A 24,942-nucleotide genomic window follows, 5' to 3' on the forward strand; every position below is an offset into this window, starting at 1 on the left:
TTCTTAAAATCACCAGTTCGACCATTAAAATTGATTGTTCTTATACAGCTATCCGCACAAGAACAATCAATACGTACAAGTAATGATCAGCTTGGGTGCCGGCTGGTCACTTTCAGCACATCGTTACAGGTCAGCACAACGCTCTGCCCTGCTTTCAGATCTTTCAATTTCACCGAATAGTGTCGCGCCGAGAACTCCAATTCAATACCCGGTCATCTCCAGATACCCCTGCCCGCCATGACTGCCGCTCAGCCGCACCGGCCCTTCCCAATAAGGAATGCGCAAGTCCATCCAGGCCTTGGGATTAAGGGCATCGATGGTGATTTCGAGGTGCTTGCCCGGGATGTTGATCGACCAGCGCACAGGCATCGAACGCCCGGCGACCTTGGCGGTGTCTTGCGGTGTGAGGCTGATATCGTCGGCGTGCAGCAACTGCGTCTGCCCCTGAGCGTCGATCCAGGTACCGGTGAGGTATGGCGCGCCGTCCTTTTGCCGCATGCGGTAGAGCATCACTTGCTCACCGCTGTCCAGGTGCAGGGAGAACCAGTCCCAACCGGTCTGATTGGCGGTCAGCGGTTGGCTGCTCCACTCGCGGTCGAGCCAGGCCGGGCCGTTGACCGTGTAGGTTTTGCCGTCGATTTCGAGGGTGCCGCTGGCCTGGAAAAAAGGCTGACTGTAGTAGTACGAAGCCTGGCCTTGTTCGGATTTCTGGCTGAAGCCTTTGTCTCCCTGAAGTACCAATGGCCGGCTTGACGTCAGTCGAAGCTGGTAGCTGAACGCCTTGTCGCGGGCGCTGAGTTGCAGGTCTGCCAGCGGGTTTTCGTCGGTGGCCTGACTGCTGAAACGCCAGTCATCGATCCATGCATTGAACGGCTTAAGGGTCACTCCGGCCTGGCCGACACCGCCTCGGGCATAGCGTTCGGCGGCATGATGTGCGGTGGCGGATGTCACGGCCGCGTGGCCCAGCCAGATAGTCTGACTGGCCCAGCCAGGTTGCTCGGGCGTCGCTTTCAAGGCGCTGCGAAACAGCGTCCATTGCGCGCCGAACTCGTGCCCCTGATCGTCCTTGAGGTTGGCGGTGACGTACCACCATTCGATGCGAAAGCCATCGTGGGCGCCGTGGTCCGCCGGGAAACTGAATTCTCGCCCGGGCACCACCGGGGTAAATGCGGTGGCCTGATGGCCGAGGCCGGCGAAGCCTTTTTCCGGCGCAGGCGTGTTGTCGCAGCCGCTCAGCAACGCCAGCAGCAACACGCAGATTTTAATCTTCATGAGCAAACGTCCGCAGCAGATCCGCCGGTTGCGTGCGATACAGCGAGTACAACGGCCACGCCGACGCGAGCAACGTGGCGAGCAAGGCCAGGCCCATCAACTGCAACAGTTGCAGTGGAAACACCCGTAGCGGCAAGCGCCAGCCGAAGGCCTGCACGTTGATCACCGTGTCCAGGCACCACGCCAATGCGATGCCCAACGGCAATGCCAGCACCAATGTCAGCACCGCGAGCAACCAGGTCTGCCCGAGGTTGAGCAGCATCAACTGTCGCCGCGTCACGCCCAGCGCCCACAACGGCGCGAGTTGTCCGAGGCGACTCTGGCTCTGGGTCAGCAGGCTGATGAACAGCGCCACGCCCGCGACGCAAAGCGTCAGGCTGTTGAGTGCGGCGGTGGCGGCGAAGGTACGCTCGAACACTTGTGTGGACCAACCCTTGAGCCGGGCCTGATCGACGATGCGGCTGTCGTCCAGGGCGAAGCGCGCTTGCAGCGCGGCCAGGAACGCGGGAATCGACGCGGGCTCGATGCGCAGGTTGAAACGGCTGGGTGTCAGCTGCGGCCAGCCGCGCAGCAGGTGATTGATGTTGACCAGCAGATGGCCCTTGGGATTGCCGTAGTCGGCGTAGATCCCGACGATCCGTGGCGACCATGGACCGTTGGGCGTGGCAATGGTCATGTGATCACCCAGGCGCACCTTCAACCGCCGGGCCAGTTGTTCGCTGAGCATCAGCGCGTCGTCCTTGGCCAGTCGTTCCCAAGGGGCGTCGCCCAAGGCCTCCAGCAACGGCCAGTGCTGGCGATAGGTCGGGTGATCGATCACGCCGAAGACATCCGCCGGCCAACCCTGTAACTGAATCGACACTTGCCAGTTGGGTAGCACCGCGCTGACTTGGGGTTGTTGTTTGAGCCATGTGTAAAGCTCTCGGGCCTGGGCCGGATTTTGCGGATTGACATACAACTCGGCGGTCAGGCGTTGTTCGAGCCAGTTGTTGAAGGTCTGGCGGAAACCGGCGGTCATGCTGCCGGCGCCGATGTTCGCCGCCAGCGCCAATAACAGCGCCATCAAGGCCAGGCTCAGGGCCGGCAACTGCTGACGGCAATCGGCGACAAACCATTGGCCGAGCACCGAGCGACTGCGCCGCAGCACCCGGTTGAGCACACTGTTCAACACCACCGGCAAGGCCAGTGCGGCGCCGATCAACAACGCGGCCATCAGCACGAAACCACTGCTCAGGCTGTCGCCGAACATCAACGCCAACACCGCGATCAGCGCAGCCATCGCCGCGACCCAACCCTGGCGCCGCAACCAGCGCGCGTGGGCCTGATGCCAGGCTTGCGGATCGGCCAGCGCCAGTAACGGCAAACGCGCCGCTCGCAGCAAACTGTTGGCACCGGCCAGCAACGCGCCGAGCAGGCTCAGACCGATGCCGCTGAACCACCACAGCGGGCTGAGGCTCAACTGTCCCGGCACTTCGGCGCCGTACAAGCCGCGCAAACTGGCGGCGACGTCCGGCAACAGCACGCCGGCCAGCAGGTAGCCGCTGACCACGCCAGCGACACCACCGATCAACGCCAGACCACCCAGCTCGACGGCGAGGCCGGCAATCAACATTCGCGCACTGACGCCACAGGCGCGCAGGGTTCTGAGCAAGCCTCGACGTTGCTCCAGCGCCAGACCGATCGCCGCGTGGACGATGAACAGGCCAACCACGAACGACAGAAAGCCCAAGGCATCGAGGTTCAGATGGAAGCTCTCGGTCAGGCGTGCAAGATTGTTTTCTTCGCCGCTGCTGATGAGCTGGAGTTGGCCCTTGAACTGATCAGGCAGGGTCGCGGTGAAATCCTTGGGCAGCAACAGACGTGACAGTTGATCGGGCAATTGCAGAATCTGCTGGGCGAAGCCGATGTCCACCAGCAACACACCGGAGGCCATGTCGGGTTGGGCACGCAGTGGCGGCAAGGCGATGCCGCTCTCGGCCGTCGGTGTTTCACCTTCGTGCAAGCCCAACGCCTGCAAGGTCTGCGGCGAAATCCAGGTGCTGCCCGGCACCGTGAAGAACTCGACGACCTGCTCGATCGGCAACGACCGGCCGGCCACTGCGGAACCGGCCGGCAGCGACACCGGTTCAATGCCCATCAACTGCAAGCGCTGGTCTTCATGGCCCTTGAGCGTCACCCGGCCTCGCAACACGGGCGATACCGGCCAACCCGCGCGACGCAGGTCGATAAACAATTGCTGAGGGAACACCCCGCCGCCGGGTGCGCTCAGGCTGGCTTGAGGTTCGCCACCGATCAGCTGACTGGCCCGTGCGTAGCTTTCCCGTGCCTGACTGTTCAGCGCTTGCACGCCGGTCAGCAGACTGGTGGCGAGCCAGAGCCCGGTCAGCACACTGAAAAATTGCACCGGATGTTGCCGCCAATGGCTGAGCAGCGCCCGCAATGTCTCGCGAAAAACCCGCACTTCAGCGCTCGTCCGCGCCAGCCAGACGGCCATTGTGCAGCACCACTTTTTCCGCCAGCCGCGCGGCGACCCTGGGGCTGTGGGTGACCATCAACAACGTCGTCGGGCTGTCGTCGAGCAGCTCCAGCAACAACTTCAACACCTCATCGCTGGTGGCTTCATCGAGGCTGCCGGTGGGTTCGTCGGCCAGCAGCAGTTTCGGTTGCGAGGCCAACGCCCTGCCAAGCGCAACTCGTTGCTGTTGCCCGCCAGACAGTTGTTCCGGATAGCGCTGCAACAGATCCACCAACCCAAGACGCTGCACCAGATGCGCTTGCCAGCGCGGATCGTGGCGCCCGGCCAGACGCGCCTGAAACGCCAGATTGTCCTCGACCCGCAAACTGCCGATCAGGTTGAACTGCTGAAACACCAGGCCGATTTCGGTGCGCCGCCAGTGGGCCAATTGGCCTTCGTTCATCTGTTCCAGCCGATGCTCGCCACTGCGAATGCTGCCGCGATCGACTTTGTCCAGGCCGGCGATCAGGTGCAGCAAGGTACTTTTGCCACTGCCCGACTCGCCCATCAACGCCAGGCTGCTGCCGGGTTTCAACGTGAGGTCGACGCCTTGTAATACCGGCAATGGGCCTTGGGGGGTGGCGTAGCTTTTGAAGACGCCCTGGACCGAAAGCATGAGAGGAGGCTCGTTGAAGGCAGTTGGCCTAGGATAGCGGACGGCAGCAAGACCGCGTTATCGTTTATCGCGAGCCTGCTCGCGATAAGGCCAGGCCATTTCATCAAAATCTCACTGCCCCACCGCCACACTCGGCACCACCGGCCCCGGCGTCACAATGCTCTTCAGATCGATGTACTTCCACGCAGGCACAGCACCGAGCCGCGCATTGAAGCGATAGTTGAAAGTGAAGTCATCCGCCGTCGACACGCTCAACGGTTTGCCATACACCGCCTCGATCCCCGCCAGGTCATAGCCCATCAACTGCAACAACGTCGGGAAGATGTTGTAGTGACTGGAGCGGTCCTTGTTGGCCGGCAACTGCGCCTGCCAGTCCATCGTCTTCAAATCGCTGCCCGAGATCACCACCAACGGCACCAACCCCTCTTCCTCCACCGGGTCACTGCCACAGTGGGTGTTGAGCCCCGGGTTACCGCGCTCATGCAGATCCTGCCCGTGGTCCGAGGTGTAGATCATCAGCGCATTACGCATATCCGCCTGGGCGAAAACCCGTGAGAAGAACTCGCCGACATTCCACAGCACCGTGTTTTTGTAGGCATTGCGGTACAACACCCAATCGTTCGGCTGCCCATTGAAACCCTCGCGCGTGCCCGTGTCCGCCACCTCGACAAACTGCCCCCGAGGCAAGGTCGGGCGATACGCCATAAACGCGTCCGGGTATTTGTCGTGTACCGGGAAATGCGCGCCGACCTTGTTGATCACCACCAGCTCCGGTATGCCGTCGTTGAGCAGATCGATCAGCTTGGCCGCCGCAGCCATGTCTCGCTCACGCACGCTGGTCTGGTCGAATTGCACGAACTCGTCGATGTCCTGTTTCTCGGCATTGCTCATCAGGTTCTGCAAGTTGCCACCGGTGCGCTGGGCATCGATGTAAACCGTGCGCAGCCCGGCTTTTTTCGCGTACTGCCAGATCGACGGCAGTGTGGTGTTGATCCGCATGTAATCGCCACGGGTGCCGCCATAGCGCAACGTGACGTTGGTGTCGGCGCTGCAATTGGCGATGGACGCGGCGTAGCCGTAATTGAAGATGTCCACGCCCGGGTGTGCTTCCTTGAGGTTGCTGTGCACACCGAATGGCGTGTTGATGTCCAGGTAATTACCGGAAATGCTCTCGTCGATGATCAGTACGATGTCGTAACCCACCGGCCGATCGATGCGCGCCAGGCTCACCGGCTCGCGCGGGCCGACGGTGTTGTGCAACGCTTCATAGGTAAACAGATTCAGATAGGCCAACGGCGTGTACATGATCGGCAAGCCACGGGCGCCCTCGCCGGCCCGCACGAACAGCACGACACTGAGCAGCAGCACGCCGAGCACCGGTGCCGCCGCCAACAACGCCCCCGGCAACGGCAACCGTCGACGCGGCTTGAGCCCGATACCCAACAGCAGCAACAAGCCACTGACCGTCGCACTGATGATCGCATCGCGGTACTGGTAAGCCGCTTCCTGAATGAACCCACCGGAATACACCAGCGACACAAAGCTGCTGTAGGTCAGGTAACTGGCGGTCACGTGCGTATACACGTCAAAGAAAATCGCCGAGCCAAACAGCGCCAACGCAAACAAATGACGGACCAGTGTCTGACGAATATAGGCGGTCATGAACAGCGCGATCGTCAGCACAACGAACATCCCGCCATACAGCAACATCGGCAAACCGATGCCCAATGCCTCGAGACGATCGAGGTAATAGTCGTAGCTTTTGAGTAAATACAGAACCAGCAACAGTTCCTTGAAGTATCGGATCATGGTGGATGCAGTACCTCCATGGCTGCCATTGGCAAATGGAAACCAATGATTATCAGCCATTTTCTGACACTAGCACCGAGCCATGAAAGCGCAAGAAATGCCGGTTTTTTGCCAAAAGCGTCAAAAAAACATTAACTCAAATCTGACGCTTCAAAACGCCTGTAACCCTTGTAATACAAGCCTTTCGACCGTTTATCGTTTTCTTGAAACCCCTCAAAACCGCGACAAATCCAGCAACGGCAAGCACTTGATACCAAATAGCCCATGAAATCAGGGTTTCCAGCCCGCGCTACCCGTCATTTTGCTGACACGCTTTCCCAAGGCTGGGCTATACCCCTTTTGACAGTCTCATTTCAGTTACATCCACCGTCTTACGAGGCACGCCAATATGGACGTGAACGTATTGGGTACGTGTTGCGTCGGCCTCATCCAAGCTGCGGCATTGGCAGCTCCAGAGGCGCCACGATCATGAAGATACTCGTCACTGGAGCCGCCGGCTTCATTGGTGCCCATTGTGTGTTGCGGCTTTTGAGCGACGGGCATCAGGTGTGCGGGCTGGACAACTTCAATGACTACTACGACCCGCAACTCAAACATGACCGCGTGGATTGGGTACGCGAGCAGGTCGGCGATTTCCCCCTCGCGAAAGTCGACCTGGCCGATGCCGAGGCCCTCGACGCACTGTTTGAGTGTGAACAACCGCAAGTGGTGATTCACCTCGCGGCGCAGGCCGGGGTGCGTTACTCCCTGGAAAATCCTCGGGCCTACCTCGACAGCAATCTGAGCGGGTTCCTCAACATTCTCGAAAGCTGCCGTCACCACCCGGTCAGGCACTTGATCTATGCCTCGTCCAGTTCGGTGTACGGCGCCAACCAGCACACGCCATATTCAGTCAAAGACAACGTCGACCATCCGTTGTCGCTGTACGCCGCGACCAAAAAAGCCAACGAGTCGATGGCCCACAGCTACAGCCATCTGTTCGGCATTCCCTGCACCGGTTTGCGTTTTTTCACCGTGTACGGCCCCTGGGGCCGACCCGACATGTCGCCGATCCAGTTCGCCCGGGCGATTGCCGAAGGGCAGCCGTTGAAGCTGTTCAACTACGGCCAGCACCAGCGGGATTTCACCTACATCGACGACATCATCGAGAGCATCGCCCGCCTGGTCGAACGCGCGCCGCAGCCGGCACCGGACTGGAGCCGCGAGCAACCGGACCCGGCCAGCAGCATGGCGCCATGGCGCATTTACAACATTGGCGGACAGCAGCCGGTAGCGCTCAAGGACTACCTGGCACTGCTGGAAAAGCACCTGGGGCAAAAGGCCCTCGTCGAGTTGCTGCCCCTGCAACCGGGCGACGTGCTCAACACCTGCGCCGATGCCAGCGATCTGGCACTGGCCACCGGTTTCCAGCCACGGATAGAGCTGGATGAAGGACTCGGACGATTCATCGCCTGGTTCCGTGACTACTACCCACTGCGTAGCGCCCACTCGCCATTCATGGCCGGGCTTTAGCGGAGGACTCTATGACTGGACATGAAAAAGGCATGTTGCTCGATCACATGCAGCATGATAATCGCCTGGATCCCGAGCACCGGATGCGCCTCGACAAGGCGATCCACGTGCAGGGTCACGGCTGGGTGACCGGCCGCAACGGCGGTCGGCCCTGGACCCTGTCGCGCACCAATCGGGTGCTCGCCTGCCTCGGTGCACTGGTGATCTTGCTGTTGATTTCCCCGGTACTGCTGGGGCTGGCACTGGCGATCAAGTTCAGCAGCCCGGGGCCGGTGATGTTCGTGCAACAACGCACCGGCTACCGCGGCCGCATGTTCGGCATGTACAAGTTCCGCACCATGGTGGCCAACGCCGAGGAGCTCAAGGAGTCCCTGCGGCATCTGAACAAGCACGGCGCCGACGCCATCGACTTCAAGATCGACAACGACCCGCGGATTACGCCCATCGGCAGCTTCCTGCGGCGCAGCAGCCTCGATGAATTACCCAACCTGATCAATGTGGTGAGCGGCGACATGCGCCTGGTAGGTCCACGACCCACCTCGTTCAATGCACGTCGTTACAAGGACAGCCACCTTGCACGCCTGAGCATCTACCCCGGCATGACCGGTCTGTGGCAGATCTCCGGGCGCAGCAATATCGACTTCGACCAGCGCGTTGAGTTGGACCTCACGTACATCGCCGAGCAGAGCCTGTTGCTTGATCTGAAGATTCTGTTGAAAACCCCCTTCATCGTGTTCAACGGCCACGGAGCGAGTTAAATGGACGGTTCATCGAATAACAGCCTGACCATCGCCAGCCCGAGCGAGTCCAACCTGACCTCGACCGTGCTCGACCTGGATCTGCGGATCCTTTTTCTGACCGCTGCCAACGCAGGCACGGGCACCACCACCAGTGCCCTGGCGCTGGCCACCCAATTGGCGTCAATGAGCAGCGGCCAAGTGCTGCTGGTGGACGCCAGCCAGTCGGCGAGCAACCTCACGCATCAGCTGGGGTTGAGCAAAGAGCGCGGCTTTCGCGATCTGCTGTTCAACGACTCCCCGCCGCTGCTGCAGGACTGCCTGGTGACCGTCTCCAGCCTGCCCTTCCACATCCTGCCGAACGGGCGGCACATCCGCGGCACCGAGCACCTGACCCGCGAACAACTGAGCCCGTTGCTCGAGCAACTGGGCGATCGGTATCGCTTCGTGGTGATCGACGGCGATGCGGTGTATGAGGCCGTCGACACCCTGGTCATCAGCACTTTGGTGGACGGCGTGATCATGGTGGTGCGCGCGGAAGACACCCGCTGGGAAGTGGCCCAGGCCGCGGCCCAGCGCCTGACCCAGGCCGGCGCGAAACTGGTGGGCAGCGTCTTCAACCGGCGCAAGTACTACATGCCCAAATGGCTCTACAAAAACCTGTAAGCACCCACCTGAAGGATGAAGTCATGAATGCCAAAGTGCTTGTCCTGCTGTTGCTACCGCTTGCAGGTTGCTCCAGCACCAGTGAAACCCAGAACATGCCGGTGCAGATCCTCACGGCCGAGCCGGCCAACGCCCAGGCCACCGATATGCCCAAGGTCGAACAGACCTTGCGGCCCAAGGACGTGCTGGACGTGATCTTCCACGTCAGCACCAGTGGCTCGGAGGCTTACCGCATTCAGTCCGGCGACCAGGTCGCGCTGAACTTCACCGCAGCCAGCCAGCTCAACGGCACGCAACTGGTGCTGCCCGATGGCACCATCGAACTGCCGGGGGCCAACACCTCAGTGAAAATCGCCGGGATGACCTCGGTCCAGGCCCGGGAGGAAATCCAGCGCGCCTATAACCGCAAAGCCCTGTTCCAGCCCAATCGCAACCAGTTGACCGTGCAGGTCACCAGCCCGCTGAGCAACGAGCAAAACCTCAAGAGCGCCTTGAACCACCCCGCTACCGGCATGAGCCGGGAGATCACCGTGGGCAACGACGGCTATGCGAGTTTTCCGGAAATCGGCTCCGTGCCGCTGCAAGGCATGACCGTCAACCAGCTCGAAACGTTCCTCAATCAACGCTACGCGCAATTGCCGGGACGGATGACAGTCGACGTCATGCTCAAATCCACGTCGGGCAACGAAATCTATGTGCTGGGTGAAGTCGGGCAGCCGGGCTCCTACCCGATTCGCCGCCCGGTCTCGGTGCTCGAAGCGTTGACCCTGGCCCGTGGCACCAGCATCAAGGCCCGGCTCGACTCGGTGGTGATCATGCGCCGTAACGGCAACCAGGTGCAGGCTGTGCACTACGACGTGGAGAAAGCCTTGTCCGGTGACGCGTCGCAGATTGCTTACCTGCAACCGGACGACATGCTCTACGTGCCCAAGACCAAACTGGCCAGCGCCGGTGAGCTCGCACGGCAACTGGCGGACGTGGTGCTGTTTCAGGGGGTGGGCTTCAGTTTCGCCTACCGCGTCGACAACAAAGGCAGCAACGGCAGTAACTAACTCTCAGGTGACCCATCATGAACCCAAAGGAAAACTACCTGCATGAGTTCTTCAGGATCTTCTTCGCCAACAAGCGGTTGGTGAAGCGAATCTTCCTGATCTTTGCAGTGATCGCCCTGCTCCTGCCGCTGGTGCTCAAACAGAGCTTCGATATCACCGCGCAGGTGCTCGTGCAGTCCAAAAAACTCTCTCAGGGCGACGCCACCACATCCCTGACCCAAGGCGACGCCTCTTTCATTCCGCCATCACTGGCGGATATGGAAACCGAGAGCAATATCCTGCGCTCGCCGGCCCTGATCCGTCAGACCATCAGTGACCTTCAGGCCAAAGGCGAATACACGCCCAACCCCGGGGCCTTCAACAAACTGGTGACCGTACCGATCCAGCGTTTCGTGACCAACCCCTTGCGTGAATACGTGATCAACCCGGTGCGCGGCGCGCTCGGGCTTGCAATCGATCCGGTGCGGGACACCTCCCTGGATACCTTCACCCAGGAGGCCATCGATAACCTGAAGATCGACACCCTGCCCGGCTCCAACGTGATCTCCATTATCTACAGCTCAAGCGATCCGGCCCAAGGCACCCGGTTTGTCGCAACGATGTTGCAAAACTACCTGGCCAGCCGTCAGGAACTGCAATCGATCGATCTGCCACAGAGCTTCTACGAAACCAAGAAGAAGCAGTATCAGGTGCGGCTCGATGGCCTGGAAGGCACTCGACTGGCGCTGCTCGAAAAGATCGGTGCGTCCGATCCGAAGGAAGAAATCACCTTCCGCCTCAACGCCATCAACACCGAGGAAGAGAACCTGAACCAGTATCAGGATCGCTTGCTGCAAAGCCAGCGCTGGCTCGACTACCTGAAAACCGCGCTGGCGGCGGCCAACAATACCTCTCGGCTCAACGACTACACCTTCCCCTTCACCTTCACCACCACGGTGGACAACATTGCCTTCGAAGACCGGGAGATCCGGCAGATCGGTGAGCAGCTGACGACTCAAGTCAGTCGCTACATGAATGACCTGGCGGTGTTCCAGCCGGGCAGCGAACCGATGCTGCTGGCCCGTGAGCAAATTACCCGAACCCGTCAGCAGTTCCTGAAAATCGTCAGCAACCGGATTCAGGAACGCACCAGCGACCTGGCGATTGTCACCTCGGTGATCAACCAGAAAACCGCGCGCATCGCCGAGTTCAAGAACCGTATCCACCAGTTGCAAGTGGCGCAGAGCAAGTTGCAGCAGATGGATACCGAGATCAATGCCTTGCACGCGGCGTTCTCCACCTACGCCCAGCGCTTTGCCGAAAGCAGCACCGCCCGCGCGCTGGACAGCGATTTGTCCAACGCCCGGGTGCTCAGCCCGCCGTTCGAACCGACCGAGGTGGCGTTTCCCAAACCGCTGCTGATCATTCCGTTCGGCATGCTGACCGGTCTGCTGCTGGCGATTGCCTTCGTCTACGTGCGTGAGTTCTTCGATCACAGCTTCAAACATCCAGCGCAAATCACCCATGAACTGGGCTTGCCGGTGCTGTTGGTGATCAACGATCAGGACGTCCTGCCGAACAACCCGCACAAGAACTGGACCGTGCCTAGCTTCATGTATTGGGTGCGCCATTGAACGGGCCGCTCAACGCCAGCGCGCTGCCGATCATGCATTTGATCAGCAGCGGCGGCTTTTATGGCGCTGAGCGGATGTTGCTGGACCATTGCCTGGCGACGCCAGGGCACCACCAGGTGCTGTTTCTGGATGCGCCGCCGGCCCTGATCGACCGGTTCCGCGAGGCCGGGGTCGATTGCCGTGCTTTCGCGGGACTGGGGCAATTGCTGGGTCATTTACGTTATCGGCGGGCTGAACATCCGCTGATCAATACGCACAATTTCAAAGGCCTGGTGTTTGGCTGGGTCGGCGCGACATTGTTTGACTTGCCATTGGTGATTACCCAGCACGGTTTCACCCCGCGCAGTCGCAAGCAACGCTTCTACGGCTGGCTGAGCCTGCAACTGTGCCGCACCGCATCGGTGAATCGGGTGGTGTGCGTGGCCGAAAGCATCGCAGCGCTGCACCGCAAGGCCAGTGTTCGAACGGAGAAGCTGCAAGTGATTCCCAATGGTCTGCCAACCGCCAACGGCCTGCTGCCCCACAACGCCAGACACCCACGCTGGCTGGCGGGCTACGTCGGTCGGCTGACCCATGAAAAAGGCCCGGACCTGTTTCTCGATGCGCTGATTGCGCTGTGTCACCGACATCCGCAACTGGACGCGGTGATGCTCGGCGATGGCCCGGAACGGGAAACCCTGCTGGCGCGAATTGCCGCCGCCGGCTTGCACAACCGCATCACCCTGCCGGGTTACCAGACCGACATGAACCGCTGGTGGCCGCAACTCGATGCGCTGGTGATCAGCTCGCGCACCGAGGGCACGCCGATGATTTTGCTCGAAGCAATGCAGGCCGGAGTGCCGGTGGTGGCGTTCAGCGTCGGCGGAATTCCCGATGTGCTGGAGGATCGGCACAACGGTCTGCTGGCGCCCCCCACCGACAGCGTCGCCCTCGCCCGGCAGCTCGACACGCTGCTGAGTGAGCCGGTACTGGCTCGCGAACTGATCGACAACGCAAGACGTACGCAACAGGACCGTTACGACCTGAAGGCCTTGGCCGAACGCTGGTCGCAGCTTTATATCCGTACTGCACGGGAGGCACGCGCGTGATCTTTCCGCTCTCGATCGTCAGTCTGCTCGCCCTGGTCTGCCTCGGTTTGCTGGCCAGCCCTTACCCCTATCTGGCGCCCGGCGCGGTACTGGGCATGGTCGCTGTCGGTGTGCTCTACCGAAAACCCGCCTGGGGGTTATTGGGCATCGCGGCGCTGGTGCCGTTCGAAGGTTTCTTCAAGGGCAACGCGCTGTCAGGCACCAAATTCATCGGTGCGTCACTGGCACTGGTCCTGATGTTGCAACTGGCCATTCACCAGATTCCGTCCGAGCGCCTGCGCAGCAACATCTGGCGCTACCTGATCGGATTCATGGTGTTGTACGGGTTGAGTATGATCAATACCGACAGCATGGACATGTCCCAAAGTCATCTACGGGATTTGAGCGTCGGCCTGGTGCTGTTTGTGATCACCTTGCTGATTGGCCGTGATTTGAACCTCGATCTGTTCGCCCGGCTGGTGACCCTCAGCGTCGCCGCAACCTCTGTGCTGGCCATGTTCTCCACCAAGTATCAGGACCAGGGCCGTGCCGCCGGGCTGCTGGAAGACGCGAATTCGTTTGCCCTGCTGATCGCCTTCGCCGTGCCGTTGGCCCTGCTGCTGGTGATCCGCGGCCCGAACCTGTTGCACCGATTGTTCTGGGGCGGCTGCTGCATTTTGCTGCTGGGCGGCATGACCAAAACCGATTCCCGTTCCGGGCTGGTGGTCCTGTTCCTGAGCTTGATGATCGGCGCCTGGCACTACCGCGCGCAGTTGCCACGCATCCGGCCGCGCCACTTGGGTTTTGCCATGCTCGGCCTTGCGCTCGTGATCCCGGTGGGGATTTATTCGATGCCGGCCGGTTACCTCAAGCGCATCCAGTCCTTGAGCGTCTTGAAAGAAGGCGCCAAAAGCCAGGACGAATCCCTCGGCCGCCGCACGTCATACCTTGTGGTCGGCAGCCAGATCATTCGTGAACACCCGTTACTCGGCTCCGGCCCCGGCACCTTCCCGCTGCACTACGCCACCTCCGGTTACGCCAAGGTGTTTTCCGCCAACCGCAAACCCGGCGACTTGTACCGCCGTGCTCACAACACCTACATGGAAATCTTCAGTGAACTGGGGATTCCCGCCGGGCTGTTGTTCGTCGGCATGCTCAGCCTTGGGATGTACAACCTGGTCCGCGCCCGTCGAGCCTGGATGCTGCGACGGGATTGGGAACAGGCCGACCTGATCACCCACCTGGGCATCAGTTATCTGTCGTTGACACTGTTTTTGATGTTCCTCAGCGCACCGAATCACAAGTACCTGTGGATCATGCTCGCCCTGACCTGGGTGTTGCGCCTCAAGGCTGAAGAACGTCCGCCGACGGAGGCCAGGGCATGAACCGCATCAGCATTGCCATCCCGATGTACAACGAGGCCAGACACATCGGCCGCACCTTGCTTGCCGCGAAAAAAGCCGCGCAAGCTGCCGGGATGGAATGCGAGCTGATCGTGGTCGATAACGGCTCCAACGATCAGGGCCCGCACATCGCTCGCCAGCTCGGGGCGCAGGTGCTGGTGCTGCCCGGGCTGCTGATCGGCGCCCTGCGCAATCGCGGGGCGGCGATGGCGACAGGCGAGTGGCTGGGCTTCATCGATGCCGATATCGAGATGCCCGAGGACTGGCTCACGCTGTTGTTGAGCATCCAACACGCGGTTCAGGTCGACGTCCTGGGACTGGACCTGCACACCCCGGCCGAAGCCCCGTGGTATGCCAATGCCTGGCAACGCCGCACGTTGCGCCCGAACGATGAAACCATGAAAGCAGTGCGATGGCTGCCCAGTTCCAACCTGTTGATGCGTCGTCCATGGTTCGACAAGGTCGGCGGCTTCAACGAAAACCTGCGCACCGGCGAAGACAAAGATTTCACCATGCGCCTTTCCCACTCTGGCGCACGCCTGCTGGCCGTCAACCAGAGCGTTGCCCTGCATTGGGGTTACGAGAGCAGTTGGCGCGAATGGATGGGCAAGGAGTTCTGGCGTCAGGGCAGTCACCTGCAATTACTGCGCAGCCACGGCATGAATCTGCGTTTACTGCGTTTCCCGATGCTGTCGATCATCGCCTGGGTGTTGGATTTCATGGCGCTATCCGCCCTGCTCAACGGTTTCCCCCTACTGGCGCTATTCATGCTGTTCGTCACCAGCCTGCCAGCGCTCGCCCAAAGTCTGCGCCAGAGCCTGATACACCGCGACCTGCGCCTGATGCTGCAACTCTGGGGCCTGCATTGGGTGCGTCTGCACCTGGCGGGTGCCGCGCTCATCCTGAGCCTTTGTCGCTGGAATGCCAGGAGACCCGCCCGTGGCTGAATTCATTTTCTGGTGGTGCCTGTTATTGCCGGTGTACGCCTGGCTCGGCTACCCGCTGCTGCTGACGCTGCTCGCGCCGTTATTTCCCGCGCGGCGTCATGGGCCGGCACAGCCGATGAACGTGAGCATCGTCATCGCCGCGCACAACGAGGCCCAGTACATCGAAGAAAAGTTGCGCATCCTGCTCGCCCAGGATTATCAGGCGCGCTCGCTACAGATCATTCTGGCCAGCGACGGCTCCACCGACGACACCGTGGCCTGCGCCCGCAAGGTCATCGACCCGCGCATCAGCGTGCTCGACCTGCCCCGTCAGGGCAAGGCAGCCACCTTGAATGCCGCCGTTGCCCTGAGCACGGGCGAGATTCTGGTGTTCACCGATGCCGACAACCAATGGTCGACCGACACCCTCGGCCAATTGCTCGCGCCCCTGGCCGATCCACAGGTCGGGGCCTGCGCCGGGCACATGTTGATCCCGGTGGCGGGCCAGGGCCTGAGCCTGGGCGACAGCCTTTATCGGCACTACGAAGGTTGGCTGCGCATGGTGGAAAATCGTACCGGCTGCATGGTCTCCGCCGACGGCGCCCTGCTCGCCCTGCGTCGCGAGTTGTTCCAGAACGTGCCGTCGGAGGTCAACGATGATTTCTTTATCAGTACCTGCGCGCCGGTGGCGCACAAACGCATTGTCTATGTGCCCACAGCCCGGGTGATCGACCAGGGCGTCGATGAGATCGACAAACAATGGCGCCGTCGTCTGCGCGTCACCGTCGGTGGTTTGCAGAGCCTGGCCCAGCGCCGGGAACTGTTGAACCCATGGCGCCATGGCTTGTATGCGATTGCGCTGATCAGCCACAAACTGATTCGACGCCTGGCACCGATCCTGTTACTGCCGTTGTTGCTGAGCAACTTCTGGCTGTGGAACGTCCATGGCTTCTATCGCCTGAGCCTGATCGCGCAACTGCTCGGTTATGCGGTGGCCATCGCCGGCCTGCTGGATGTGCAACACCGTTTGCCCAAACCCTTTCGCCTCGCCGGCTTCTTTCTGGTGACCCTTGCCGGGATGAGTATCGGTCTGTGGCAGTTCCTGCGTGGACAGCGGTACGCGCAGTGGAACCCCGAGCAAAATCGTTGACAGGACCGCGCCATGGCGATCAGACAATTATTAAAACGCACCAGTGGCTGGCTCTATCTCAACTCGCCGGTAGGCCGCCACCAACTGCACGGTGCCGGGGTGATCCTGATGCTGCACCGGGTGCTGCCCAATGACCGTGCCGCCGACCTGCCTCATCGAAATGAACTGTGCGTGGGGCCGAAGGCCTTTGCCCATCTGCTGCTCTGGTTGAAAAAACACTTCGACTGCGTGCCGCTGATGGAAATTCTGCAACCCGGCACCGCCATGTCGGAGCGCCCCAAAGTCGCACTGACCTTCGACGATGGCTGGCGCGACAACGCGCTGAATGCCTTTCCGTTGTTGAAAAGGTATCAGATGCCGGCGAGTATTTTTCTCTCCACCGATTTCATCGGCAGCCGGCAACGCTTCTGGTGGGAAAGCCTGGGGGAAACCCTGTGGCACAGCCATGGTGAAAAAGCCCGGACGCACTTGATTGAATGCCTGCGACAGATCGGGCGACCGTTACCGGTGCTGCTCGATGATCTGGATGTGCAGCGCCGTAGCCTGGCGCTTTTGCATTTTCTGCAAAGCCTGAAAAACCTGCCGCCGGGCGAACTGAACCGGCTCACCAATCAATGCCCTGAAGAGTCGTTGCCCCAGGCCCTGGACTGGCATCAAGTGCGCGCGCTGGAAGCCAGCGGGTTGATCCGCTTTGGCCCTCACGGCGCCAGCCACACGCTACTCACCGAGCTTGACGATCAACACCTGGATGAAGAGTTGAGCCGCAGCCGCAATGCACTGTTGAACGGCTGCATCCGGCCGCTGCCGGTCTATTGCTACCCCAATGGCGACCACGATGCGCGGGTGCGCGAGCATGTGGCCGACCACGATTTTGCGTTTGCCCTGGGCACCGCCAGCGGGATTTACCGTGGCGTCGAAGATCCATTGGCCTTACCACGGATCGGCATCAGCCAGCGCACGGCACGCAACCCGGAGTTGCTGTCGTGGCGCATCTACCGCGGAGCCCGGCCATGAGTCGCAGCCACTACCTCAAACACCTGGCCCTGAGCATGGGCACCAAACTGGCGATGATCGGCCTGCGCCTGCTGCGTAACGTATTGCTGGCGCGGATTCTGGGGCCCAGCGAGCGCGGCCTGTTTGCGCTGCTCAGTACCCTGCCCGACTTGATCAGCGCAGCCACCAGCGGCGGGCTGAATTCGGCGGTGGGTTACCAGGCGGCCAAGCAACGGCCCATGGGTTTGCTGCTGAGTCAGGTGCTGGTATTCGGTTGCCTGCTGGCGGGTTTGCTGACGTTGCTGGTGGTGGCGCTGACCCGCGAGTTCGGCAGCGAACTCGACATCACCACACAACTGGGATTGCTCGCCTGGCTGTTGCTGCTGGCGGTGCCGTTGACCGTGCTCAAGAGCGGCCTGCTGACCTTGCACAACGCGTCGGGCGGTGTGGTGGCGTTCAATGCCTTGCGGCTGGTGGAGTCGCTGGCGCCACTGCTGCTGTTTATCGCCTTGTTCTGGATGTGGAAAGACGCCGCGCTGGAAGCGGCGCTGATCAGTTGGCTGGCCGGCATCAGCCTGGTGGTGCTGGCTGGCTGGGTCTGGCTCAACCGTGCGCAACCCTTGACGTTGCAATGGGACCGCGCCAGCCAGAAAGAACTGTTGCGCTACAGCGCCCGTAGCCATCCCGATTTGTTGTTCCAGCAAGTCATTCTGCGCTCCGACTACCTGTTCATCGGTGCCTTGCTCGGCAGTACGGCATTGGGTCATTACGCCATGGCCAGCGCTGCCGCCGAGTTGCTGCTGATCGTCCCGGAAGCGGTGACCACACCCCTGATGAAACGCCTGCTGCAACAGGACGAAGGCATGGAACGCCTGACGCCGTTGGCCTTGCGCCTGACCGCCACGGTGATGCTCGGTGCCTGCCTGACCATGGCCGTGATCGGGCAATGGCTGATCGTCACCCTGTTCGGCATTGCCTATCAACCGGCCTACCCGGCCTTGCTGGCCCTGCTGCCGGGGCTGCTCGGTCTTTGCTATGCGAGCATCCTGCGCCTGGACTTGCTGGGCAAAAATCGACCCGGCACGGTTTCGCTGCTGGTGGGCCTCGGCGCGCTGCTGAACCTGGCCCTGAACCTGTTGCTGATCCCGCTGTATGGCATCGTCGGTGCTGCGGCGGCATCGTCCATCGCCTACCTGGCGGTGACCGTCGCGCTGCTGGTGATGTACTGCCGGTTGAGCGGCGTACCCTTCTGGCAAACCCTGATCATCCTGCCCAGTGATGTGGCACCGATGCTTCAGATACTGCAACGGAAATCAGCATGAAACCCCTGGTGCTGCTGTTGAGCCTGGGCCTTGGTTTGAGTGCTCAGGCGGCGCCCATGCGCTGGACCGACATTCGCGACGGCAGCCTGTACCTGCAAGCGGATCGCCCCGACACGTTGACCATCCAGTGGGTCCCGGCGTGGCAGGCCGATGCCAACGAAGAACACCTGTACCTGCTCGACGGCAACGGCAACCTGAAGGGTGATCGCCGGATCGCCGCCAGTGAAACACGCGGCAAGCAGAGCTGGCCGCTGGCGCCGGGTGCCGCCAGTTATCGACTGGAAATTCCGGGCTACAGCTTCCGCCGCTACACCGTCGAACATGACGAACACACCGTGGCGTTATTCGCCCCGGCCAAGGTGCATTTCAGCGCCGAAGCCCGTGGCGGCGATGAGCTGTATTTCAAAATCGCACCGGGGGAACACGCGGTACTGGCCGGCAAGTTTCATGGTGGAGTCGGCGCCCTGCAGGCGCAGCGTGTGGGTGATAACAAACAAGTGTCGCTGATGCTCAAGCCCTATCGCGCCTATTGGCAATTCGATCAGCTCGAACTGCCCGTCACCCAGGACGAACAAGTCTGGCGCCTGCGCCTGCAAGGCAGCGGCAAGGTCGCGTTCTGGCTCGATGGCACGGCAAACCTGTTCGCCCAGAACCCGCAGCAACTCAAGCCGCTGCGCGAGGACGCTGGCCAGACCCGGCTGACCCTGCATAAAGAGACGCTCGGCCCGACCCCGAACCTGGGCATTTATTTGCCCTACGTGCTGCCGCCGCAATCCAGTTTCGCGGCGCTCGACGCCCTCAAGCCTCAGGCGGGTTCCTACTACAGTTTCGTCGACGTCACGGCGCAAAATCCGCACCACGAAGATGCGTTCCGCCAGCTCTATCAGAACCGCTTCGGCATTACGCAGGACATTACGCTGTTGGCCGGCAGCCAGCGTCAGGCCGATCTGCGCGCCGACACCGTGAGCAACGCCGGCCTCGACGCCTGGCTCGCCGCCACCCGTGCCCTCGGTGGTGGCGGCACTCACTACATCGCGTTCGCCGACGAGCCGAATCTCAACTACTCGAGCTACGCCAACTACCAGGCGATCTTCAACAGCATGGCCCGGCAAGTGCGCAGCGATCCGGCCAACGCCAAGGCCGGCATTCGCATTGCCATGCCCGCCAGTTCACGCTTCGTCAACGGCCCGTTCACCGACGATGCTGCCGACAAGCGCGGTATCGACTGGGCACGGCGCCTGCTGGCTGAATCCGGCGAGCAGATCGACGCCCTCGCCTGGCACGAATGGATGGTTCGCGACCTGCTGGCGACCCGGGTCTACCGCGACAGCGTGCGCCGCGCCGCCGAGCTGGTGGGCCTCGATGCCAAGGGCCGGCCACGCAAGGCCTTGCTGCTGGACCAGACCAACCTGTCCAGCGGCTCAAGCCTGAGCCCCTACGATCAGGAAACCCATTTCGCTTCGCTGTGGTGGGCCTCGGTGGTCATCAACTCGGCGCAGGACGGCTTGCTGGACATGCTCAACTGGTTCCAGGCCGCCGACGAACCGAACTACCCCAAAGGCATGGTGCGGGTGCTGGGCGGCGATCGTTTCGAGCTCAAACCGGTGGGCCTGGCCCAACAATTCATCCGGCAGCACTGGCTGAAAAACGTCATGCGCCTGGACAACGACGCCTTCGAAGTCGACGTGCTGGCGATGGCCACCGAACACCAACGCAGCCTGTTGGGCGTCAATAAGGGCGCGCGCTTGCAGCGTGTCGATCTGGCCGGGGCGACCTGCCCGCTGACCAAGGGAGCGCTGGTGTATTTTGGTGCCGACAGCCGCAGTCGCGAAGGCAAATTCAACTGTCAGGACGGTCGCGTCAGCTTCGACCTGCCAGGGCAAACCCTGTTCGCCCTGAGCTGGAGCGCCTCATGAACGTCCATGAGTTATTCGGCGGTCTGAATCTATGATGGCTCGATTCGAATGGCGCACGTCGTTGTGCGCTCCGGACTTTCCAACAGCCGCCTATGAGGGGTTGCGCTGGCGCGTGACGGACCATACACCGTTCAACACCCTCGCCTGGCTGCGCGCATCGGAACAGGCACTGGTTGCCGGGGAGCGCTTGCACGTTCTGCTCGGCTGGCACGGCGATGAATTGGCCTTGTGCCTGCCGTTGGTGGTGTCCGTGGAGCGCTTTGGCGGGCTACCGTTTCGAGTCCTGCATCACCTCGGCTACCCCCTCACCGATCGCCTGGCCCTGCTCAGTTGCCTCGATGCCGAGAGCATGCGCAAGGCGCTGGTGATCATCCGCCGTCGCGTGCCCCATGCGATGCTGCAACTCAATGAATTGTGCGAACCCATCGGCGAAGAAAGTGCGCTGACCACCTGGATGGCCCACAGCTCGACCGGCGAGCGCCGCCTCAGTTGTCGGGTGCCGGTGCACCTGATCAGCGAGGCCGACCATCAGGAAGTGTCCGGCGACCCCCGCTACAAACTTCGCCGTGCACGTAAACGCATCGCGGCTTGCGGTGCCGAGATCCGACGGATAACCCCCGACGCCGCCACCATCAGGCCACTGTTGCGGACCCTCGGCAAAGTCGAAGCGCTGAGCTGGAAAGGCCTTCAAGGTGTTGGGATTTTCACCAATGACCGCTACCGGCAATGGATCGAGCAAGCTTTCACCGCCCTCGCCGAACTGGGACTGGTGCGGGTGGTGGTGCTGGAACTGGACGGGCGCTGCATCAGCTACCGCATCGGCTTGCTGGAACGGGGTCGGCTGTACGACTACAACCTGGCGTTCCTGCCGCAATATGCAGACCTGGGCAGCGGTCGGGTGCTGCTCGAAGAGTGGATCCGCTGGGGTCTGGATGACAACTGGCGCTGGATCGACGCCTCGCGGATCAGCCTGGAAAACTCCAGCCATCAACTCCTGGAACGCATGACCGGGCAACTGGAGCACTGGCGCTGGAGCTTCTACTCCTGGCGCCCCAGCGGCCTCGCCCTGGGACTGGCCCTGCGACTCTGGCACCGCATCAAACCCGGGTTAAAAAAGTGGCAGGCCAGGCGTGCAGCAACGCTGGTTGCTCCTACGCTTACACCTATACAGGCACCTATTGTCGCCAAAGACGCTGCACCCACCGAACAAGAAAGAGAGGGCAGCCATGCCTCGCCAAGTCATAGTCAACGCTGACGATTTCGGCCTCAGCCCGAGCGAAAATGCGGTGATACTGGGTGCCTTCCACGCCGGGGTCATCAGCTCCGCAACCGCCATGGCCAACATGCCGGCCTTCGAAGCGGCCTGCGTCCTGGCCCGGCAACCAATGCTCAAGGGGCGGATCGGGCTGCACTTCAACCTCACGTATGGCCGGCCGTTGAGCCTGTCGATTCGCTCGCGCTCGACATTTTGCGACAGCCAGGGTGAGTTCGACCTCAGCCTGCCTCGCCACAGCCTCTGGCTCAACCGCCTGGATCGCGACGCGGTGCTGGAGGAACTCGAAGCCCAATGGCAACGCTGCCTGGACAACGGCCTGCACCCCAGCCACCTCGATTCCCATCAGCACGTGCACAACATCTGGCCCATTGGTGAAATCGTCGCGCGGTTTGCCGCCCGCCAAGGGGTGCCCGTGCGACTGGCGCGCGATCTGGGAAGTAACCTGAGCGTGCCCAAGCGGGTGTTCAAGACGTTGCTCAACCATCGCCTGAACAGCCTGTCCGGAGCGACCGCCCAGAACGTATGCACCCCGGTAGACCTGCGCACCGTAGCAATGCCAATCGACGGCCTGCTGGAAATCGTCGTCCATCCGATCCATATCGGCGCCGATTTTGGCGATGCCTACCTAGACCCGGGCGAGTCGCTGAGCCTTGTGCTGGATCAGCGTCTCGGGGGTGTTCCGAGAGTGTCCTATGCCGTGGTGCCGAGGGCATCCAAAGAGGAGCCGCACTACCCGACCGAACTGCACCCGTTGAAATCCTGATTTTCGCCATCGAAAACGTTACCCACCACACCCAGGCTTCAGCCTCGGAGGACTTCATGAGCGCCATCGACAAGATTCGCGAACGCATCAAACAAAAAGGCCTGCTCCACACGCTCCAGTCGCTCTGGAAGCGCTACGTGTATTTCCATAGGGAGCTGCTGTGGCTGGGGCGCGACCTGGTGACCCCGGTGGCGCCGCAAAATCTACGGCCCTATTCGGGCCTGCGCCTGGTGATCATCACCCCGGAAAACGCCACCGCGTTCACCAAGTACTACGGCAATCGCGTCAAGGCCATGGCCGAAATCGCCGCCGAGGGTCACACCGGACACATGTACGTGAACGAGGAAGGTGATGCCATCGGATTCATCTGGGGCAGCGCCAGGGACTACTTCGACCGGCACTATTACGGCTGCTGGTTCCGGATCAACCCTGGTGAGTTTTTCGAGTTCGGCGGTGAAATGATCCCTCAATACTTCGGCACCAGCCTGTCGATGGACGCCCAGTTCAAACTCTGGGATGCGATGCGGGCCAAAGGGTGCAACAAGATCGTCGACGTCTGCGATACCCGCAACATCCAGGCGATGAAAATGCACATCCGCATGGACTACCAGGAGCAAGGGCGCATCACCCACGTCTACGACCTGTTCGGCCGCTGGCGCTTCTTCCGCGAAACCTACTACACCGGCTCACGGCTGACGGCACTGCGCAAACCGGAACAGCAGCCGGTGACGGCGGCGCAGGCGTGATTGGCTTCCACATTTGATCATATTTCCGTGTGCGAGCTTGCCCGCGAAGGCGTCATGTTGCCTACGCAGTTTAGGGAAAAGTACACGCTGGAGCAGAGAATGACCTGACTGCTCGTCTGTATTCATATGGATACAGTCGAGCAATGAATTATCTTATTCAACAAACCACAATCTTCGTGGCATGGCATGCCTCAATTCGCGACTTGCGGGTAATCTTGGCGATATCAAATCGGTGGGTGATGGTGTCTCCGAAATGCGCGTGGACGTTGGCGCTGGCTATCGGGTCTACTTCACTTTGCGAAATGGCGTAGTCATCGTATTGCTGGCCGGTGGTGACAAGTCCTCGCAAAACACTGATATCCGACGGGCGAAAAAATTGGCAAGGGAGGTTTGAACATGGGCCAGACTTTGACTGCTTTCGACATGGCGGCACTGCTCGACAGTGACGAAGCCATCAGCGAATACCTCTCTCAGGTATTGGCAGACGGCGACAACGAAGAGTTTCTTCGTGCTATCGGCTACGTGGTAAAGGCTCGCGGCATGACACAAATTGCCAAAGATTCCGGAATGGGGCGCGAAAGCCTGTACAAGGCCTTCGCACCCGGGGCGAAACCACGTTTTGATACGGTTCTAAAGGTCATTCATGCCTTGGGCATTGATCTCTGCGCGCAACCAGGGCACGCGGCAAATCACTCAACGCTCTGAAAATACCCCAGGCACTACGTCGCTCGCTTCACCGCCACCAACGTGTAACACAACGGCAACTGCGCCTTTTGCTGCTGATACTTGTCGTAGAGTTCTTCGCGATTGGAATGCGGGTACTCCTTGAAATGGCATATCTGCAACCCCGCTTCGACGGCACCGGTGAAGATCGCGCCCAGGGTGTGGACGAACCAGTAGGACGCCGAGGCCTGCTGTTCGACTTTGCCTTCGTAGACGATCGGTTGGTCCTGGACGAAAGGCTCGCTGCGGAAATACGAGCTGTCCGGGCGATAGGGATCGGCTGACTCGGGGTCGAACATTTCCAGGAACGGGTGGGTTTCGTAAATCACCAGGCTGCCGCCGGGCTTGAGGGTTTGCGCGGCATGGCGCATGAACTCGCCGATGTCCGGCATCCAGTTCAATACGCCGATGGTGATCAGCGCCACGTCGAAGCGTTGGTGCAGCTCTGTCGGCAGGTGATGGATATCAGCCTCGATGAATTCGGGCTGATGAGGCGAACGGGATGCCAGCTCCCGGGCCTGATCGAGAAAGGCCCCGGACTGGTCGACGCCCACTACGCTGCGGGCCCCCAGCGCAAACAGTGAAAGGCTTTCCCGGCCATTGTTACAGCCCAGTTGCACCACATCCTTGCCGTCGACACCGACCTGTTGGAGCAACCCGGTGAGGGTGTCATCCAGGCAGGAAAAATCGCCATGGCTCACCGCACTCAAACGGGCCCGCCATTCGGGGGTGTCTTTGTGGTGTTGGGCGGAGTCATTCCATGCATCGCGATTGCTGGCGATGGCTTTTTCTTTTGTCGGCATTTCCATTGCACGCTCCAGATTCCGGGCCATTGATTGACCGGCACGAGTCTAGATCAGCGTCA

General features: G+C 61.0%; 21 protein-coding genes and 1 pseudogene. 17 read left to right on the forward strand and 5 right to left on the reverse strand.

Annotation, left to right across the window (positions count from 1 at the left end):
• Window positions 1-201: 201 nt before the first annotated feature.
• The 4 genes from PGR6_RS17755 to PGR6_RS17770 form a co-directional block, all read right to left on the reverse strand.
• The gene (locus PGR6_RS17755; RefSeq protein WP_064618729.1) at window positions 202-1,272 is read right to left on the reverse strand and encodes a lipocalin-like domain-containing protein; all 1,071 of its coding nucleotides are present in this window, start codon (window positions 1,270-1,272) and stop codon (window positions 202-204) included.
• Complete coding sequence (locus PGR6_RS17760) at window positions 1,262-3,733, reverse strand: ABC transporter permease (protein WP_064621312.1); 2,472 nt, start codon at window positions 3,731-3,733, stop codon at window positions 1,262-1,264. The genes PGR6_RS17755 and PGR6_RS17760 overlap by 11 nt, the downstream gene beginning before the upstream one ends.
• Before the next feature lies 1 nt (window position 3,734).
• Complete coding sequence (locus tag PGR6_RS17765) at window positions 3,735-4,403, reverse strand: ABC transporter ATP-binding protein (RefSeq protein WP_018925581.1); 669 nt, start codon at window positions 4,401-4,403, stop codon at window positions 3,735-3,737.
• A 111-nt stretch (window positions 4,404-4,514) separates the two neighbouring features.
• A complete protein-coding gene (locus tag PGR6_RS17770) occupies window positions 4,515-6,212 on the reverse strand; it encodes a sulfatase-like hydrolase/transferase (RefSeq protein WP_018925580.1) in 1,698 nt (565 codons plus the stop codon).
• A 468-nt stretch (window positions 6,213-6,680) separates the two neighbouring features.
• Here PGR6_RS17770 and PGR6_RS17775 point away from each other — a divergent pair, with 468 nt between their 5' ends.
• From PGR6_RS17775 to PGR6_RS17855, 17 genes and pseudogenes are all read left to right on the forward strand, one after another.
• Window positions 6,681-7,724: an NAD-dependent epimerase gene (locus PGR6_RS17775; RefSeq protein ID WP_018925579.1), complete on the forward strand. Its 1,044-nt coding sequence runs from the start codon at window positions 6,681-6,683 to the stop codon at window positions 7,722-7,724.
• Window positions 7,725-7,735: 11 nt separating this feature from the next.
• The gene (locus PGR6_RS17780) at window positions 7,736-8,482 is read left to right on the forward strand and encodes a sugar transferase (protein ID WP_018925578.1); all 747 of its coding nucleotides are present in this window, start codon (window positions 7,736-7,738) and stop codon (window positions 8,480-8,482) included.
• A complete protein-coding gene (locus PGR6_RS17785; protein ID WP_064618731.1) occupies window positions 8,483-9,127 on the forward strand; it encodes a CpsD/CapB family tyrosine-protein kinase in 645 nt (214 codons plus the stop codon).
• Window positions 9,128-9,150: 23 nt separating this feature from the next.
• Window positions 9,151-10,179, forward strand: coding sequence for a polysaccharide biosynthesis/export family protein (locus PGR6_RS17790; RefSeq protein ID WP_064618733.1), 1,029 nt, complete (start codon window positions 9,151-9,153; stop codon window positions 10,177-10,179).
• Between the two features lie 17 nt (window positions 10,180-10,196).
• Window positions 10,197-11,792: a GumC family protein gene (locus PGR6_RS17795; protein WP_064618735.1), complete on the forward strand. Its 1,596-nt coding sequence runs from the start codon at window positions 10,197-10,199 to the stop codon at window positions 11,790-11,792.
• Window positions 11,793-11,824: 32 nt separating this feature from the next.
• A complete protein-coding gene (locus PGR6_RS17800; RefSeq protein ID WP_064621314.1) occupies window positions 11,825-12,880 on the forward strand; it encodes a glycosyltransferase family 4 protein in 1,056 nt (351 codons plus the stop codon).
• The gene (locus tag PGR6_RS17805) at window positions 12,877-14,244 is read left to right on the forward strand and encodes an O-antigen ligase family protein (protein WP_064618737.1); all 1,368 of its coding nucleotides are present in this window, start codon (window positions 12,877-12,879) and stop codon (window positions 14,242-14,244) included. Before PGR6_RS17800 ends, PGR6_RS17805 begins: the two co-directional genes overlap by 4 nt.
• On the forward strand, window positions 14,241-15,209 hold the full coding sequence (locus tag PGR6_RS17810) for a glycosyltransferase (protein ID WP_018925572.1): 969 nt from the start codon (window positions 14,241-14,243) through the stop codon (window positions 15,207-15,209). Before PGR6_RS17805 ends, PGR6_RS17810 begins: the two co-directional genes overlap by 4 nt.
• Entirely contained in the window at window positions 15,202-16,338 is a 1,137-nt protein-coding gene (locus tag PGR6_RS17815) for a glycosyltransferase (RefSeq protein ID WP_064618739.1), read from the forward strand. The genes PGR6_RS17810 and PGR6_RS17815 overlap by 8 nt, the downstream gene beginning before the upstream one ends.
• 12 nt (window positions 16,339-16,350) lie before the next feature.
• On the forward strand, window positions 16,351-17,352 hold the full coding sequence (locus tag PGR6_RS17820; protein ID WP_064618741.1) for a polysaccharide deacetylase family protein: 1,002 nt from the start codon (window positions 16,351-16,353) through the stop codon (window positions 17,350-17,352).
• Complete coding sequence (locus tag PGR6_RS17825; RefSeq protein WP_064618743.1) at window positions 17,349-18,653, forward strand: oligosaccharide flippase family protein; 1,305 nt, start codon at window positions 17,349-17,351, stop codon at window positions 18,651-18,653. The genes PGR6_RS17820 and PGR6_RS17825 overlap by 4 nt, the downstream gene beginning before the upstream one ends.
• Window positions 18,650-20,569: a hypothetical protein gene (locus PGR6_RS17830; RefSeq protein ID WP_064618745.1), complete on the forward strand. Its 1,920-nt coding sequence runs from the start codon at window positions 18,650-18,652 to the stop codon at window positions 20,567-20,569. Before PGR6_RS17825 ends, PGR6_RS17830 begins: the two co-directional genes overlap by 4 nt.
• A 31-nt stretch (window positions 20,570-20,600) precedes the next feature.
• The gene (locus tag PGR6_RS17835) at window positions 20,601-21,824 is read left to right on the forward strand and encodes a GNAT family N-acetyltransferase (protein WP_082920922.1); all 1,224 of its coding nucleotides are present in this window, start codon (window positions 20,601-20,603) and stop codon (window positions 21,822-21,824) included.
• Complete coding sequence (locus PGR6_RS17840) at window positions 21,796-22,608, forward strand: ChbG/HpnK family deacetylase (RefSeq protein WP_064618747.1); 813 nt, start codon at window positions 21,796-21,798, stop codon at window positions 22,606-22,608. Before PGR6_RS17835 ends, PGR6_RS17840 begins: the two co-directional genes overlap by 29 nt.
• 56 nt (window positions 22,609-22,664) lie before the next feature.
• Window positions 22,665-23,354, forward strand: coding sequence for a hypothetical protein (locus tag PGR6_RS17845; protein WP_064618749.1), 690 nt, complete (start codon window positions 22,665-22,667; stop codon window positions 23,352-23,354).
• A 143-nt stretch (window positions 23,355-23,497) separates the two neighbouring features.
• A pseudogene (locus PGR6_RS30600) lies at window positions 23,498-23,748 on the forward strand (type II toxin-antitoxin system RelE/ParE family toxin).
• 2 nt (window positions 23,749-23,750) lie between these two features.
• On the forward strand, window positions 23,751-24,059 hold the full coding sequence (locus PGR6_RS17855) for an addiction module antidote protein (RefSeq protein ID WP_018925563.1): 309 nt from the start codon (window positions 23,751-23,753) through the stop codon (window positions 24,057-24,059).
• Between the two features lie 14 nt (window positions 24,060-24,073).
• On the opposite strand, the gene PGR6_RS17860 is transcribed toward PGR6_RS17855, so the two are convergent.
• On the reverse strand, window positions 24,074-24,886 hold the full coding sequence (locus PGR6_RS17860) for a class I SAM-dependent methyltransferase (RefSeq protein WP_064618751.1): 813 nt from the start codon (window positions 24,884-24,886) through the stop codon (window positions 24,074-24,076).
• Window positions 24,887-24,942 lie beyond the last annotated feature (56 nt).

Origin of the sequence: Pseudomonas sp. GR 6-02, assembly GCF_001655615.1 — a bacterium.
Classification (GTDB): domain Bacteria; phylum Pseudomonadota; class Gammaproteobacteria; order Pseudomonadales; family Pseudomonadaceae; genus Aquipseudomonas.